The organism is Erythrobacter ramosus, assembly GCF_009828055.1.
GTDB classification, from domain to species: Bacteria; Pseudomonadota; Alphaproteobacteria; order Sphingomonadales; family Sphingomonadaceae; genus Erythrobacter; species Erythrobacter ramosus.
This window is the reverse complement of the sequence record NZ_WTYB01000001.1, coordinates 522791-537978: the sequence shown is the minus strand read 5'-3', so window position 1 is coordinate 537978 and position 15188 is coordinate 522791. Positions and strand designations below refer to the sequence as shown.

The 15188-nt window shown below is 64.3% G+C and carries 14 protein-coding genes; 7 read left to right on the top strand and 7 right to left on the bottom strand.

Annotation, left to right across the window (positions count from 1 at the left end; genetic code table 11):
* Positions 1–295: 295 nt before the first annotated feature.
* Genes GRI59_RS02780 through GRI59_RS02765 form a run of 4 tightly spaced genes read right to left on the bottom strand, consistent with a single transcriptional unit; the run spans position 296 to position 3735 of the window.
* Positions 296–1885, bottom strand: coding sequence for a GMC family oxidoreductase (locus GRI59_RS02780; RefSeq protein ID WP_160759666.1), 1590 nt, complete (start codon positions 1883–1885; stop codon positions 296–298).
* A 24-nt stretch (positions 1886–1909) separates the two neighbouring features.
* Positions 1910–2872: a sterol desaturase family protein gene (locus GRI59_RS02775; protein WP_160759665.1), complete on the bottom strand. Its 963-nt coding sequence runs from the start codon at positions 2870–2872 to the stop codon at positions 1910–1912.
* Positions 2865–3293, bottom strand: coding sequence for a hypothetical protein (locus tag GRI59_RS02770; protein ID WP_202390851.1), 429 nt, complete (start codon positions 3291–3293; stop codon positions 2865–2867). Before GRI59_RS02770 ends, GRI59_RS02775 begins: the two co-directional genes overlap by 8 nt.
* A 10-nt stretch (positions 3294–3303) precedes the next feature.
* Positions 3304–3735: a protein tyrosine phosphatase family protein gene (locus GRI59_RS02765; RefSeq protein WP_160759664.1), complete on the bottom strand. Its 432-nt coding sequence runs from the start codon at positions 3733–3735 to the stop codon at positions 3304–3306.
* Between the two features lie 270 nt (positions 3736–4005).
* Here GRI59_RS02765 and GRI59_RS15900 point away from each other — a divergent pair, with 270 nt between their 5' ends.
* The 7 genes from GRI59_RS15900 (at position 4006) to GRI59_RS02730 (ending at position 10898) form a co-directional block, all read left to right on the top strand.
* Positions 4006–4803, top strand: a complete 798-nt coding sequence (locus GRI59_RS15900; protein ID WP_160759663.1) for a cold-shock protein — start codon at positions 4006–4008, stop codon at positions 4801–4803.
* Between the two features lie 134 nt (positions 4804–4937).
* Positions 4938–6137: an aspartate aminotransferase family protein gene (locus GRI59_RS02755; RefSeq protein WP_160759662.1), complete on the top strand. Its 1200-nt coding sequence runs from the start codon at positions 4938–4940 to the stop codon at positions 6135–6137.
* Positions 6134–7084 (top strand): ornithine carbamoyltransferase, encoded by a 951-nt coding sequence (gene argF / locus GRI59_RS02750; RefSeq protein ID WP_160759661.1) that lies wholly within the window; start codon positions 6134–6136, stop codon positions 7082–7084. The genes GRI59_RS02755 and argF overlap by 4 nt, the downstream gene beginning before the upstream one ends.
* Before the next feature lie 54 nt (positions 7085–7138).
* The gene (gene hslO / locus GRI59_RS02745; protein WP_160759660.1) at positions 7139–8038 is read left to right on the top strand and encodes an Hsp33 family molecular chaperone HslO; all 900 of its coding nucleotides are present in this window, start codon (positions 7139–7141) and stop codon (positions 8036–8038) included.
* A gap of 86 nt (positions 8039–8124) precedes the next feature.
* Positions 8125–8544: a DUF3617 domain-containing protein gene (locus GRI59_RS02740; RefSeq protein ID WP_237440651.1), complete on the top strand. Its 420-nt coding sequence runs from the start codon at positions 8125–8127 to the stop codon at positions 8542–8544.
* Between the two features lie 46 nt (positions 8545–8590).
* On the top strand, positions 8591–9289 hold the full coding sequence (gene queC / locus GRI59_RS02735; protein ID WP_160759659.1) for a 7-cyano-7-deazaguanine synthase QueC: 699 nt from the start codon (positions 8591–8593) through the stop codon (positions 9287–9289).
* Positions 9290–9341: 52 nt separating this feature from the next.
* Positions 9342–10898: a spinster family MFS transporter gene (locus tag GRI59_RS02730; RefSeq protein WP_160759658.1), complete on the top strand. Its 1557-nt coding sequence runs from the start codon at positions 9342–9344 to the stop codon at positions 10896–10898.
* Between the two features lie 320 nt (positions 10899–11218).
* Here GRI59_RS02730 and GRI59_RS02725 read toward each other — a convergent pair whose 3' ends face one another.
* The 3 genes from GRI59_RS02725 to GRI59_RS02715 all read right to left on the bottom strand — a co-directional run bounded on the left by GRI59_RS02725 (position 11219) and on the right by GRI59_RS02715 (position 15188).
* The gene (locus GRI59_RS02725; protein ID WP_160759657.1) at positions 11219–12355 is read right to left on the bottom strand and encodes an OmpA family protein; all 1137 of its coding nucleotides are present in this window, start codon (positions 12353–12355) and stop codon (positions 11219–11221) included.
* 168 nt (positions 12356–12523) lie between these two features.
* Positions 12524–12988 carry a DUF2793 domain-containing protein gene (locus tag GRI59_RS02720; protein WP_160759656.1) on the bottom strand — a complete coding sequence of 155 codons (465 nt, stop codon included), beginning with the start codon at positions 12986–12988 and terminating at the stop codon, positions 12524–12526.
* Positions 12989–13004: 16 nt separating this feature from the next.
* On the bottom strand, positions 13005–15188 hold the full coding sequence (locus GRI59_RS02715) for a phage tail protein (RefSeq protein WP_160759655.1): 2184 nt from the start codon (positions 15186–15188) through the stop codon (positions 13005–13007).

Here is a 15188-nt window from a genome sequence, read left to right as displayed (position 1 = left end):
CTGCGCTACTCAAGCTTGGCCCACGCGTCGCGATGGTGACGCAGGTCTTACAAGGGCCTGAAACCGACCCGTCATGGCAACTAAGTGCTTAAACGCCCGTTGACGGGAGTCCCCGACTGACTCATCATCTCGTGGTTCGATTGGGGTCCAAACCTAGTTTGAACGGGGGCACGTCGCGCTGCTGCCAGGCCTACAGACTATTCATACGTCTGATTTGGCGACGTCGCCCCACCACTCAACAATCCACTATCAGGGCCGGATGGGCAATAAGAAGTTCACCTAGTGCGAACAGTTTTTACCCTCTTTCCGCCACTATCACGAAGTCAGCGCAACGCTCACCGATCATAATGCTCGGCGCGTTGGTGTTGCCGCTGACGAGCTTGGGCATGATGCTCGCATCGGCCACCCACAGACCCTCCAGCCCGTTCAGCTTCAGCGTCGGATCGACCACGGCGTCCGGGTCATTGCCCATCCGGCAGGTGCCGACGGGGTGATAGACCGAATCCGAGCGGTTGCGGATCAACGCGTCCAGCGCGGCGTCATCGTGGAGGTCGACCGGGTGGCGGTCCTTGGGGCCGAACGCCTGCATCGGCGGGGCTTCGGCAATGCGGTGCGACAGGCGCACACCGGCGCGTAGCACCGCCATGTCGCGATCATCGGCGAGGAAGTTGGGATCGATCACCGGCGCAGCGGCCGCGTCTCCACTGCCCAGCCGCACCGTCCCCCGGCTTTCAGGCCGCAGCACGCAGGCGTGGAGCGAGAAGCCATGCGCCTTCACCTTTTCACGCCCATGATCCTCCAGCACGGCAGGGACAAAGTGCCACTGCACGTCGGGCGCAGGCGCATCCGGCATGACGCTCCAGAACCCGCCCGCCTCGGCATAGGGCGTGGTCATCACGCCCGTACGCTTGCGGCGATGCTCGACCATGGCCGCCGCCATCTTGAGCGTGCCTTTGAGTGTGCTGCCGATCGGAATGTCGCTCTCCGTCTCCCAGCCGGAGACGTAGTCGATATGATCCTGCAAGTTGCCGCCGACCGCCGGGCGATCCAGCACCACGTCGATCCCGTGCGCCTTTAGGTGATCGGCCGGGCCGATCCCCGACAGCATCAGGATTTGCGGAGAGTTGAATGCGCCAGCGCTCAGCACAACACCGCGCCGGGCGAGCAGGGTTTCGGACTGGCCCCCGCGACGGATCTGCACCCCGGTCACGCGCCCGCCCTCGATCACCAGCTTCTCGACCAGCGTATCGGTGCGCACTGCGAAGTTGCCGGCATCGCGGATCGGCTCGACATAGGCGCGGGCCGCTGACCAGCGTTCGCCCTTGCGCTGTGTGACCTGATAAAGGCCAAAGCCCTCCTGCCGTTCGCCGTTGAAATCGCCGTTGGTGCGTAGCTGGAGCGCGGCGGCCGCTTCGACAAAGGCGTAGGAGGAGGGGTTGGCCGCAGTTTGATCGGACACGAACAAGGGCCCGCCTGCGCCGTGGAAATCGTCGCCCCCGCGCTCGTTCGCCTCGGCGCGCTTGAAGTAGGGGAGCACGTCGTCATAGGCCCAGCCGGTGCAGCCCATCGCAGCCCAGTTGTCGTAATCCCAGCGGTTGCCGCGGATATAGACCATCGCGTTGATTGCCGAGGAGCCGCCGAGCCCGCGTCCGCGTGGCTGGTATCCGGTGCGTCCGTTCAGCCCTTTTTGCGGGACGGTTTCGTAGCGGTAATTCGACTTTTCGGGGATGAAGGGCATGAAGCCCGGTGTCTTGATCCAGACATTGTCGTTGCGCCCGCCCGCTTCCAGCAGGCACACCCGGCGCGTGCCATCCACTGCGAGCCGCCCTGCGACAGCGCTACCGGCACTGCCACCGCCGATGACGATGTAGTCGAAACTTTCCATGATCTCTCCCTTTGGCGCGGGAGATTAGGCAGCTTCTTGGCTGCCTGCAATCGGGTTTCGATCCGCCACTGAAGTTGCAGCGGGCGCAACCTCGATGCCTGTGCGGACCTGCCACTTTGCCCGGATCATGTCGGAGGTTTCGCGGCTGCAATCATGGCTCCAGCCGGGCTCGCGCAGCAGATAGCTGAGCTTATGCTTCCATGGCGCATGCCAGATGTCGGCGATCATCCCGATCCATTCGTGGAACACCGACCACAACAGATTGAAACTGCCCAATTGCTTGACGATGCCATAGCGGATCGGCTCGTCATCGACCTCGGGGGTGAAGGTGCCGAACAGCTTGTCCCAGATGATGAACACGCCCGCGTAATTCGTGTCGAGATAGCGCGGGTTGGTGGCGTGGTGGACGCGGTGGTGGCTGGGGGTGTTCATCACCGCTTCAAACCACGCGGGCATCCGCTTGATCGCCTCGGTGTGGATCCAGAACTGGTAGATGAGATTAAACCCGCCGCAGATCGCGATCATCACGGGATGAAAGCCCAGTAACACCAAGGGAATGCCGAACAACACTCCGAAAGTGAAGGCCCCGGTCCAGCTCTGCCGCAGCGCGGTGGAAAGGTTGTAATGCTGGCTCGAATGGTGGTTCACATGGGACGCCCACATCCAGCGGATGCGGTGTCCGGCGCGGTGGACCCAATAATATTTTAGGTCGTCGAGCACGAAGCACAGCGGCCACGCCCACCATACCGTCCACCACTCCGGTCCGAAATCCACCACCCGCCAATCATAGGCAAGCAGCATCAAGGTGATGGCGAAGCCACCCAAGAGCGCCCCTGCAACGGTCGAGCCCAGACCAAACGACAGACTGACCAGCGTGTCCTTCGGCTCATAGGCTTCCGGCGCGCGCAGTTTGGCCCAGATCATCTCGGCCAGCACCGCCACCACGAACAGCGGCACGGCGTATTGGGTGGGGTTGAATTCAGGCATCCTGCGGCCTGCTTACCCCATTGATGGTTGCGACCCAAGCCTTCGGATCGTCAACCGCAAGGTAGATATCGCCGAACAAGGTCTGACCGGTCCGCACCACCAGCACAGCCTCGCCCAGATCAATGTTGAGCGTCGCATTTGCGTCGGCATCGAGCACCCGACCGGCAAAGCGGTTGCCGTGCCGCTTGATTACCATGATCCGCCCCTGCGCGTCGCGGGCGATCGCCGCTCCGCCCTCAGTGTCGCGGGCGATGGCGATGGGATCGAACCCGTCCTCCACTTCGCCAGCCGCGCGCCGCACATCATCATCACTGGCGAGCTTCGGCGAACCGCCCAGCTTCAGCCACCACGCCAAACCCGCCAGCGCAAGGATGGCGGCCAGCGACCCCATGGTCTGGACCAGCAATGGCGGCACGTTCATGTCGGGCGCCTCAGCGCGCGGCGAGCATGTCGATCATCGCGCGAATCGGGCTGACGTCATAGCCCGCCCGCGCTGCGGTGCGCGCGATGTCATCCGGCTTGACCCCCTGCTTGGCGGCGGCCAGCGCCCACAACAAGGTCGAGCGGGTGCCCGAACGGCAATAGGCGAGAATCGGGCCCTCGGCCTGCTCTAGTGCGTCGATCATGGCGTTGACCTGCGGTTCGCTGAAGCCGGCGTGGCCGACCGGGATGGCGACGTAATTCATTCCCGCCGCCGCTGCTGCCGCCGCGATCTCGTCCCCTTGCGGTGCCGAAGGTTCCTCGCCATCGGGGCGATTATTGACGATCAGGGCCACGCCCAGCGCCGCCGCCGCCGCGATATCCTCCAGCGCAAGTTGCGGGCTCACCAACACATTTTCGGTCAGTTGGCGAAAATCGCTCATGATAAGTCCTGCTTTCCCCAGTGCCTAGTCCAGTGTTGTTGCCGCCTTTCATGCCCAAAGCGAATGCAGCGCACAAGCACCCCCGCGCGGCGGTAGCACGCCGGACGGGCACCCAGGTAAAATCGTTCGCAAAGCAAGCTTTTGTGCGCTATGAGTTTCACACGTGCGCGCCGGACCACAAGCTCGGCGCGTCTGGCTCCGGTGCGGCTCACTGTCCACGACATCGGCGCGATTGAGGCCGGGCAGTGTGGTTAAGGTACGTACTGATCTATGGGTTACGATAGGGGACGCCGGCGCGGACGCGATAAGCGCGACGGTTTCGGCGAAGATGGCTTCGATCCGTTTGGCGGTGGGAATGATGGTTTCTCGCCTCCGCGTGAATTCGGCGGCGGCGGGGATCGCTTCGGTGGCGGTGGCGACCGGTTTGGCGGCGGCGGCGGCGGTGATCGCTACGGCGGCGGCGGCGGCGGTGGTGGCGGTGCCCCACGCAGCGGCGGTGGCGGCTTCAGCGGCGGCCCGCGTGGTCCTGGCGGCGGCGGCGGCGGCGGCGGTGGGTTCAGCGGCGCGCCGCGCATGCCTGCCCAGATCGTTGGCACCGGCAAGGGCACTGTGAAGTTCTTCAACACACAGAAGGGCTTTGGCTTCATCCAGCAAGACGGCGGCGGCGAAGATGTGTTTGTTCACATCAGCGCCGTTGAGCGTGCTGGTCTTGAAGGTCTCGCTGAAGGTCAGGAACTCCAGTACAATCTCGTGGATCGCGGCGGCAAGGTGTCGGCGCAGGATCTTCAGGTTGTCGGCGATGTGATCGCAGTGGCGGCCAAGCCCGCTGCTCCGACTCGCGAGCTGACGGGCGAGCGGGCCAAGGGCACGGTCAAGTTCTTCAATGCGATGAAGGGCTTCGGCTTCCTCGTCCGTGATGACGGACAGCCCGATGCCTTCGTCCATATCAGCGCGGTCGAGCGTTCGGGCCTGTCGGCCTTGAACGAAGGCGAACGCTACGAATTCGATCTCGAAGTCGATCGACGCGGAAAACACTCCGCCGTCAATCTGGCACCGATCGAAGGCTGACCTCGGCCGAAACCGCCCCCCGCGGTTTGACGCAGGGTCAGCGGAAGATTACCGGATTGTAGATGGCGGCTCTGGTTCAGGGCCGCCATTTGCGTTTCAAGTCCCCCCGATTCTCACAATTCAGGACAAAGCCCATGTCGATTACCCCGCTCATGCCCGTCTATCCGCGTTGCGGTGTCCGGCCGGTGCGCGGCGAGCACTGCCATCTCATCGACGAGGACGGCACCCGCTATCTCGATTTCGCCAGCGGCATCGCGGTGAACCTGCTCGGCCATTCGCATGAAGGGCTGATCGGCGCTATCCAGCAACAGGCGGCAACGCTGATGCACGTGTCGAACCTCTATGGCAGCCCGCAGGGTGAGCGATTGGCGCAGATGCTGGTCGACACGACCTTCGGCGACACGGTGTTCTTCACCAATTCGGGCGCCGAGGCGGTCGAATGCGCGATCAAGGCCGCGCGCGCCTATCACCAGAACGCGGGCGAGGCGGGGGACGCCAGCCGGTTCGAGATCATCACTTTCCACAATGCCTTCCACGGTCGGACGATGGCGACCATCTCGGCATCGAACCAGACCAAGATGCACCACGGCTTTGCGCCGTTGCTCGAAGGGTTCAAGTATGCGCCGTTCGATGATTTGGAAGCGGCCAAGGCGCTGATCGGGCCGCACACGGCGGGCATTCTGGTCGAACCGATCCAGGGCGAGGGCGGGATTCGCCCCGCGTCACAGGAATTCATGGCGGGCCTGCGCGCCTTGTGTGACGAGCACGGGCTGATGCTGATCCTCGACGAAGTGCAGTGCGGCGTTGCGCGCACCGGCAAGCTCTATGCCTATGAGCATTATGGGATCGAGCCGGACATCATGGCGACCGCCAAGGGCATCGGCGGCGGCTTCCCGCTGGGCGCCTGCATTGCCACTGAGCACGCCGCGCGCGGCATGACCTTCGGCACACACGGATCGACCTATGGCGGCAACCCGCTCGCCATGGCCGCTGGGATGGCGGTGATGGAAGCCGTGGCGAACGAGGAATTCCTCGCATCGGTCCGCGACAAGGGGGAGCGCCTGCGCTCGCGGCTAGAACAGTTCATCGGCAATTACCCGGAACTGTTCGAACTGGTGCGTGGCAAGGGCCTGATGCTGGGCCTCAAGATGAAGATGGAAAGCCGCCCGTTCTACGTCCATCTGCGTGACCACCACCAGCTGCTGACAGTGGCTGCGGGCGATAACACCATCCGCATCATCCCGCCGCTGGTAATCGGCGATGCCGAGATCGACGAGTTCTTCGACAAGCTGTCGGCGGGCGCGGCGAGCTTCAAGGTGCCTGAACCGGCATGACCGCTTCATCGGGGGCCTATCGCCACTTCCTCAATCTCGGGGATGCGGGCGGCGATGATATCGCGGCGATGATCAATGATGCGATTGATCGTAAGGCTGCACGCATCGGCCTGCCCAAGGGCGCGCCCGATGCCGATGCGCCGCTCAAGGGCCGCGTGCTGGCGCTGGTGTTCGAGAAGAACTCGACCCGCACCCGCGTCAGCTTCGACATTGCGATGCGCCAGCTGGGCGGGAGCGTGCTGCTGCTCGATTCGGCCTCAAGCCAATTGGGGCGGGGGGAGAGCATCGCCGATACCGCCCGCGTGCTCAGCCGGATGGTCGATGGCATCATGCTGCGCACCGATGATCACGCCAAGATCGAGGAAATGGCGCGCCATGCCACGGTGCCGGTGATCAACGGCCTGACCGATATGTCGCACCCCTGCCAGATCATGGCCGATCTGCTTACGGTGATCGAGCATGGCAAGTCGCTGCCGGGGCTCGAGGTCTCGTGGTTCGGGGACGGTAACAACGTGCTGCACTCGATCCTTGAGGCCGCCGGGCTGATGAAGTTCAACGTCCGCGTGGCGACCCCGGCGGGTTACGAGCCTGATCCGGCCTTCGTCGAACTGGCGCGGGCTGGCGGGGCGACCATCACCCTGACGCAGGACGCCGCAGCCGCCGCGCGCGGGGCGGATGTGATCGTGACCGATACGTGGATCTCGATGGGGCAGGAGCACGTCCACAACAAGCTGGCGGCGATGGCCCCCTATCAGGTGAACGCCGCGCTGATGGCGCAGGCCAAGCCCGATGCGGTGTTCCTTCACTGCCTGCCCGCCCACGTGGACGAGGAAGTCAGTGAAGAGGTATTCGAAGGCCCGCAATCGGTGGTGTTCGACGAAGCTGAGAACCGGATCCACGCGCAGAAATCGGTGCTGTTGTGGAGTTTCGGACTGCTCGGCAGCTAGGGTGCGTGAGCGGGGGTCTTTCGCCCGGCGCGATCGATCCCCATATGGCCCGGCATGACTGATACGACCGACATGACCGAGACCTTCGCCGACACCCTGATGGGCTTCACCCTGCCGGGCCGCAGCGCGCGCGGGCGCATCGTGCGGATGGACAGCGTGCTGGAGCAAGTGCTCTCGGCGCATGATTACCCCGCGCCCATTACGCACCTGCTGGGCGAAGCACTGGTGCTGGGCACGCTGATGGGCGGGCTGCTGAAGGGTGATGCCGCGCAGCTGACCATGCAGGCGCAGACGCAGGGCGGGATCGTGAAACTGCTGGTGGTCGATTATCGCGACGGCGCGGTGCGCGGCTATGCGGATTTCGATCCCGAGCGGCTGGCAAAGCTGGGGTCCAATCCCGCGCTCCAGACGCTGTTCGGCGAAGGCTATCTCGCGATCACATTCGAAGCCGAGGGCAATAAGCGCTATCAGGGGATCGTGCCGCTTGAAGGCGATAGCTTGGCCGAAGCGTGCGAGAGCTATTTCAGCCAGTCCGAACAGATCCCGACGCTGATTCGCGTCGCCAGCCGTGCCGGTGCAGGCGGGCGGATGGCCGCAGGGCTGCTAATCCAGCATCTGGCCGATGGCGAGGAGGGGCGCGAACGGCTGCATGTCCGCCTCGACCATCCCGATTGGGAACATGTCGCGGTGATGGCCGGTTCGATCAGCCATGACGAACTGCTCGACCGCACGCTTTCGCTGGAAGCCATCGCGTGGCGGTTGTTCCATGAGGAAGACGAGGTGCGGGTCGTGCCCGGCGCGGCGCTGTCGCGCGGATGCCGGTGCAGCGCGGCGCATTACGAGACGATCATCGCGCGTTTCCCGGCCGATGAACAGGAAGAGATGCGCGGCACCGACGGCCTCATCGCGGTCGACTGCGCCTTCTGTTCGCGCACCTTCGCGCTATCGATCTGACGCTTCGTCGAAAAAACCACCACATCAGGCGTATTTCGGCCAAAATGTGCAATTGGACGAGGCAGAAAGCTGCCATGAGGACAGGCATGACCTATCGAACCGACAGCATAATGCGCGTACTTGCTCTGGGGGCGATTGCAGCCGGGGCGGCGCTGTGGTTTGCCATGCCGGTGGTGGCGCAGGGCAATGGCCTTGCGATGCTCGGCACGCTGACCAAGGGCGAGTGGACCATCAAGCAGCGCGGGGTGGCGCGGGATCGCAAGATTTGCGTCAAGTCAGGCGCCGAGCTGATTCAGCTGATGCACCGGGAAAGCGGGTGCAGCCAGTTCGTGGTCGAAGATGGCGCCGCGCGCGTCACGGTGCAGTATACCTGCCCGGGCAATGGCTATGGCCGCACCAGCATCCGCCGTGAGACGGGCGCGTTGGTGCAGCTGGAAAGCCAAGGCATCCATAATGGTATGCCGTTCCAACTGACCGCTGAAGCGCGCCGCACCGGCGATTGCTGAAACCCGCCGCGATTGCCTTTGTGCGCGTGCGTGTTAGTTGCGCGGGATGAGCGGTTCTGAACATACGCGCACGCAGCCGCTGGCGGTGGTGCTGCTGTCCGGCGGGCTGGATTCGATGGTGACGGCGGCGCTGGCGCAGGAAGCCGGCTTTGCGGTCCATGCGCTGACGGTCGATTACGGTCAGCGTCACCGGCTCGAGCTGGAATCCGCCGCGCGCATCGCCAAACAGTTGGGACTTATCCGCCACACCCCAATCGCGCTCGACCTGCGGGCGTTTGGCGGATCAGCACTGACCGATGCAATTGATGTGCCCAAGGGCGGAGTGGGGGACGACATTCCGGTCACCTACGTCCCAGCGCGCAATCTTGTGTTTCTTGCGCTCACCACCGCCTGCGCTGAAGCAGCAGGCGCGCGCGATGTGTTCATCGGGGTGAATGCGCTCGACTATTCGGGCTATCCTGATTGCCGGCCGGAATTCATCGCCAGCTTTGCCGAGACCGCGCGGCTCGGCACCAAGGCGGGGGTGGAAGGCGCGCCCTTTACGATCCACGCCCCACTCCAGCACATGACCAAAGCCGACATCGCCCGCGAATGCGCGCGGCTGGGCCTCGATCCTGCCTGGAGCTGGTCCTGTTACGATCCGACGCCCGAGGGGCTCGCCTGCGGATTGTGCGATTCGTGCCGCCTCAGGAAAAAGGGTTTTGCCGAGGCGGGGATTGTCGATAGCACGCGCTATAAGGCCTGACCGGCCCCTTGCGCCGGTCGATAAGCAGAGCATCCGGGATAGGGGATCATCATTGAGCGATAAAGCCGAAGCGGCCGAGAGCCGCAGCGAGGATTCCGTCCCCGCCTATAGCTGGTATGTGCTCGGGGTGCTGGTTGTGGTCTATATCCTCAACTTCATCGATCGGCAGATCCTCTCGATCCTGGCGGTCGACATCAAGCGCGATCTTCAGCTGACTGACGGCCAGCTCGGCTTTCTCGGCGGTGCGGCTTTTGCGGTGTTCTATGCGCTGTTCGGTGTCCCGCTTGGCCGTTTGGCGGACCGCTGGCACCGGGTGCGTCTGCTGACAATCGGCCTGTTGCTGTGGTCGGCGATGACGGCGCTGTCCGGCTTTGCGCGCAACTATCTGACCCTATCCCTGGCGCGCATGGGCGTAGGCGTCGGCGAGGCAACGGCTAGCCCGACGGCTTACTCGTTGATTTCGGATTATTTCCCGGCGCGAAAGCGCGCGACGGCCTTGGCGATCTATTCCTCGGGCCTCTATCTCGGCGGCGGGGTGTCGCTCCTAATCGGTGCGAAGATCTCGAAGGTGTGGGACGCGGCCTATCCGGGCGGTGGGATGGCCGGGCTGGTGGGCTGGCAGGCTGCTTTCCTCGCCGTTGGGATTCCGGGCATCCTGCTTGCGATCTGGGTTGCTTCGCTGCGTGAACCGGCGCGGCCGGCTGCCGAGACTGTGGGCGGTCGTCATCCGCTGGCCGATTTCTTCGTCGACCTATCGATGCTGTTGCCCCCATTCACTCTTTACCACGCGATGCGCCGCGGCCCGATGGCGGCAGTCGTCAACCTCGCGATGGCGGCCGCGATGACCGGCTTCGCGCTGATCATGATCGAGCTGACTGGCAATCTCCCGCAATGGTCGTCGATCGCCTTCGGCTACTATGCTGTGTTCTCATGGGCATCGACACTGCGCCGGCACGATCCGGCGACCTTCAGCCTGATCTGGGGCACACCAGCCTTTATCTGCACGGCGCTGGGCTACGGGCTCGTTTCGCTTGGTGCCTATGCGCTGGCGTTCTGGTCAGCGCCCTATGCCGAGACCGTGCTCAAATTGCCCAAGGACGAACTGGCCTTCGTGCTTGGCGGCAGCGGTGCGGTATCGGGCTTTCTGGGGGTGATTCTCGGTGGGCGCCTGTCGGATTGGCTGCGTTCGCGCAATCCGTCGGGGCGGATTCTCGTCATCATGTTCGGCATTGTCGCGCCGGTCATTCCGATCTGGATCGGTTTCACCACCGAAATCCCCGCCCTGTTCTACCTGATGAACTTCCTCGCGGGGATGTTCGCGGCAACCGCGCTCGGGGCCGCCGCTGCAACGACGCAGGATCTAGTTTTGCCGCGGATGCGGGGAACCGCTACGGCCTCGTTCTTCCTAGCGACAACCTTGGTCGGCCTTGGGCTCGGCCCCTATATGGTCGGGCAGATTTCCGAGCTGAGTGGGAGCATGCGGATCGGCGTCCTCTCGCTGATCGGGGTAGCGCCGATATCGCTGGCGCTGCTGATCTACGCCTATCGCACCCTGCCAAAGGCCGAGGCCACGATCGCGGAGCGGGCGCGGGCAGCTGCTGGCGAATAGCTCGAGGGAGCGGGCGGGCTGACCCGCCTGAGACTCCGCACCCAGTGACAATGATGGCACGCTCAGTCCGAACCGTGGGCATGGCGTAGCTTCGTCTGCTTGGTTCGATGGTGCACCGCCCACACCCGGCGCGGCCTTGCGGCATTTATTCCTGCCTAGCCATTTGACCTAATAGCAGTTCTGCACCCGATTCAAGGGCTTCCCCAATTGGGGGGCTTGCGGTGAGCCTGGGTCTTCTGCGACCCCTTGCTTGAGCGCCGCACAACAAAAAAGGGGCCGGATTGCTCCGGCCCCTCTTCATGTTCCTTGGGAACAGTAGCTTACATGCCCGAACCCGGACCGTAGGTCACTTCCACGCGGCGGTTCTGCGCTTCACGCACACCGTCGGCGGTCGGCACACGTGGCTTGGTTTCACCAAAGGCTTCGCCAGTGATGCGAGCAGCCGGGACACCGCGACCGCTCAGGTACGAGCTTACAGCAGCGTTACGACGTTCGGCCAGAGCCACGTTGTACTTGGGCGTACCGGCACGGTCGGTGTGACCGGCCAGCATCACGCTTGCAGTGCCGCAGTTCGCGTAAGCGGTGACGGCGCTGTTGAGGATGCTTGCAGCCTGCGGAGTGATGTCCGACTTATCGAAGTCGAAGAACACCACGTACGGACCCGTGTTGCACGCAGCCTTGGGGGGCGGTGGAGGCGGCGGGGGCGGAGGCGGCGGGGGCGGCGGCGGGGGCGGCGGAGCCACAACCGGCGGGGGCGGCGGCGGAGCTTCGCCACCGAAGTTGTAGGTGATCGAGCCCAGAATCGAATGGCTGCTCAGCTTGGTCTCCAGCGAACGGCCGATCGGGTCGACGAGACCGACGTCAGGAACGTTGAAGTAGCGATACTTCAGACCGACGTCCCACGAATCGCTCAGGGGAGCGCGAACGCCCGCGAGCAGCTGCCACGCAAAGCCAGTGTCCGAGTCGTTCCACACGCCCGGGCCGCGCTGATTGACGCGGCCGTCCATATCGACGCGGGCCACGCCGACACCACCGCCGGCGAAGGCCTGAATGCCGTCATCGGAGCCGAAGTCGAACAGGCCATTCAACATGAAGCTGAGCGCGTTGACTTCGCCGGCCGCGATACGAGTGCCAGTGAAGGTGCTGGAAGCGCCGGTCTGCGGGACAACCACGAGACCCTGATTGCCGGCCTGCACATCACTCAGGTCAGCAGCGCGATAGCTGGCTTCAGCTTCGAGCCGGAACGCACCGAAGTCATGGCCGACGATACCGCCGAAATCGTAACCCGTGTCATAGTTGGCAACCGCGTTGTCGGCGACACCGTTAACATCGAGGCTCTGGTCTTCGACGAGCATCACGCCGCCATCACCCTGAATGTACCACTGGCCTTCACGGGCCATGGCAGGTGTGGTCAGCGCGGTCGAAGCCATCGCCATCCCAATGACGAGTTTGCGCATTCTAAAATTCCCCTTTGTATTGGACTTGAGGCACCGGCCGTCTCTATCTTTTCCCCTTGCATGAGGCAAGCAATCAATGGCCTAATGGTGTTGCAAGAATGTCGCGAAGACATGCCTGTGGAAAAAAATGCAATCACAAAACAGGCCAGAATCTGCCATTCTCTGAGTCTAAGGCCCTTCAGTCGCCAGTATGCCCACTGCCAGCAAAGCCTGTATCAGGGATGTGATCGCGGCGCGCGCTTGGGTGTCGATGATGGTTCCGCCGGCAGGACCGGCAGGGGCAGCGGCGCTTTCCCACTCCGACCGGTAGACGATGGAGTGGCCCGCCGTCAGGTCGAACACTTGCATCCCTTCGCGCGGCGCGACAAAGTGCCAAATCCCGCCGATCCATATCGCAAGCTTGCCCTCGTGCCCGGCCCACGCGCCTGCCGCTGGCGCGGTGATCCGGAAGCAGTCGCCCCCATTCGGGCTCTGCGGTGGAGCGGGCTGAGAGGCCGTGACAGAGCGCGTGTGCAAGGCGTCGAGCAGGCAGAGGGCCTGATTGACGAAAAACTCCTTCTGGGCCTGACCCGGGATCAAAAGTGGCAGGCCGATGGTCGGCGTGGTGCTGGCAAAGGCGATCGGATCGGACATGCAAATCTCCCGGTGTTCAGGACAATGAAGCGAGCAGCAGCGGCAGCGAATGGTCAAAGGTGCCGACCTGCCTGACCCACATTGGAGCCGGACCGTGTGCGGCAATCAGCGCCGTCCGCTCCGTTAAAGTCAGGCGCAGCCAGGCGGAATCGCGCTGCCAGGCGGCATGCGGAGCATCGACCGGGCCATAGCCGACGAGATAGGCCTCTCGCTCCTCGACCAGCGGAACTTCCACGCTGTCCTCCCAACGCCATTGCCCACGCCCCCGCCGGGTCCAATTAAACAGGCTGGCCTGATCGGCTTCGATGCGCACACGCGGATGGACGGGGCATGGCGGTCGGCGCGAGAGGCCTGGATTGGCGAGCGGGGCGATGATGGTTTCTGGATCGCCCGTCCCGATCGCGGCGATTCGCGAGGTCGCAAGGGGCGGGACCAATTGCGGATCAAGCGGGACCAGATTGTCGTCGATGACGACCACCTGTGTTTGTGCTGGGTGGCCCCGGGCAGCCTCCGGCTCGGTGCCGCCCCGTCCGCGCAACAGCCCAGCCAGCCGCCAGCGACCTTCGCTTACAGGCTCGGCGCGTAGGAACTGCACCAGCTCACCGCCGATCAGCACACGGTTGGCGCCGGCGGCGAGGCCCGCAAGGTCGGTGTCCGCCAGATCGAGATCGCCCGCGACCAGATCGATCACCGCAGTCTCTGCCGGTTCGAACAAGAGCGCCGAGGAAGGCTCGAGCGGCTGACCAAGCGCTCCCATCACCGCGCGCTGCGTTCCCGTGGTGCCGAGATCGACCAGCGCGGTGCCCTGAACGGCGAACAGGGCCGCCCCTCGCCAAGCGCTGTTCGCGCCAGAAGCCGCTGCAAAGATCAGCGGATTGGCCGGGTTGCTGCTGGCATCGGATGGGACTTCAAAGGCTGCAAGCTGGGTCGGCGGAATGACGAGATCGGTGGGCGACAAGCTCTCCCCCGGGTCACTCTGACGCGCGGCACCGCCTGCGGGCGCGAGTCGCTCCAGCTCGAGCGCGATCCCGCGATCCAGCCATTCCCAGCTGCGTAGCAACCAGTGGCCAGGCATATCCGGCAGGCGCACAATGCAACCGGGCGTGACCCGCGGATCGAGCTCACCGATTCGCCAGCTAACGGTCTCGTGCTGCCACCGCGCGCGATTGGCGCTGTCATTGGCGAGGCTGCGCGCGCCGCTGGCGCTCATGGTTGCGGGCAGGTCGATCATCAGCTCGCGGCCCGCTTGGCGGGCACCGGATGCGCGCTGCACCCCGGTCTGATAGTCGCGATCCTCGTCGTAATATCGCAGGGCAGCAGGGGAGCGTGCGGGCACGCCAGCGCGCTGTTTGTGCGATGCTTCGTCTTGCTGTCGGTCACCTGTCGCGAGTTGGCCGGGCAGGGTCACGATGCCCGCCGCAGCCGAGTCGCGAACAGCGATGGTGAGGCCCTCGCTGCCCGACATGCAGACCAGCGGGATCACCTGGTCAATCGCCGCGAGCGTCGATGCCAGCGGCCCGCCCTCATCGGCAAACCCGCGTGCATGGGCCAATGGCGCGCGGATGGCGGGGGCTGCCGCACCCGGCACCAACTGCGCCAGCGACACGTTCTCATCCCCGCCATCGGCAAAGATCTCGAAGCTGAGCGCGGGGATGCGGTTGCCGTAATCGCCCAGTTCGAGGTTCTCGAACACGACATAGGCGCAGTCACGGAAAGCAGGTGCGGCAGGGCCCTTGGCTGCGGCGATCAGCTGGTCGACCGGGTCATCGCCGAAGCCGCGATAGACGCGCAAAGTCCCGCCGACCTTAAGGTCATCCTGCGCGCCCCGCAGCAGGTTGCCATCGGCCCAAATCCGCCCGACCCGGTCAATTGGCGTGCTCGACAGCGCCACGGCAAAAGATGCGGTGTAAGCATAGACCGTGGTCGAAGGCTGGCCCTTGCGGCCCTTCTCCTTGCGCTTGCTTTCGACCAAATCGGTCGACCAGATCACCGTGCCGGGCACCCGCATCCGTCCGAACTGACGCGGGATCGGCTGGCCATAGCTCGAGGTACTGATCGCGAGATCGCGCAGGCGTGGCCCCTCGCGCCCACCGGGGGCAAAGATGCGCGAATCGATCTGCTGGCCGATCAACGCGCCGAAGGATGCGCCGATCGGGCCGCCAATTGCTGTGCCCAGCGCAGTCAGAACTATCGTCGCCAT

What these genes read in the sequence shown, in the direction of transcription:
- GRI59_RS02780 (WP_160759666.1), bottom strand. Translation starts at nt 1,885, where the DNA reads ATGGAAAGTTTCGACTACATCGTCATCGGCGGTGGCAGTGCCGGTAGC.
- GRI59_RS02775 (WP_160759665.1), bottom strand. Translation starts at nt 2,872, where the DNA reads ATGCCTGAATTCAACCCCACCCAATACGCCGTGCCGCTGTTCGTGGTG.
- GRI59_RS02770 (WP_202390851.1), bottom strand. Translation starts at nt 3,293, where the DNA reads ATGAACGTGCCGCCATTGCTGGTCCAGACCATGGGGTCGCTGGCCGCC.
- GRI59_RS02765 (WP_160759664.1), bottom strand. Translation starts at nt 3,735, where the DNA reads ATGAGCGATTTTCGCCAACTGACCGAAAATGTGTTGGTGAGCCCGCAA.
- GRI59_RS15900 (WP_160759663.1), top strand. Translation starts at nt 4,006, where the DNA reads ATGGGTTACGATAGGGGACGCCGGCGCGGACGCGATAAGCGCGACGGT.
- GRI59_RS02755 (WP_160759662.1), top strand. Translation starts at nt 4,938, where the DNA reads ATGTCGATTACCCCGCTCATGCCCGTCTATCCGCGTTGCGGTGTCCGG.
- argF (WP_160759661.1), top strand. Translation starts at nt 6,134, where the DNA reads ATGACCGCTTCATCGGGGGCCTATCGCCACTTCCTCAATCTCGGGGAT.
- hslO (WP_160759660.1), top strand. Translation starts at nt 7,139, where the DNA reads ATGACTGATACGACCGACATGACCGAGACCTTCGCCGACACCCTGATG.
- GRI59_RS02740 (WP_237440651.1), top strand. Translation starts at nt 8,125, where the DNA reads ATGACCTATCGAACCGACAGCATAATGCGCGTACTTGCTCTGGGGGCG.
- queC (WP_160759659.1), top strand. Translation starts at nt 8,591, where the DNA reads ATGAGCGGTTCTGAACATACGCGCACGCAGCCGCTGGCGGTGGTGCTG.
- GRI59_RS02725 (WP_160759657.1), bottom strand. Translation starts at nt 12,355, where the DNA reads ATGCGCAAACTCGTCATTGGGATGGCGATGGCTTCGACCGCGCTGACC.
- GRI59_RS02720 (WP_160759656.1), bottom strand. Translation starts at nt 12,988, where the DNA reads ATGTCCGATCCGATCGCCTTTGCCAGCACCACGCCGACCATCGGCCTG.
- GRI59_RS02715 (WP_160759655.1), bottom strand. Translation starts at nt 15,188, where the DNA reads ATGGCGACGATAGTTCTGACTGCGCTGGGCACAGCAATTGGCGGCCCG.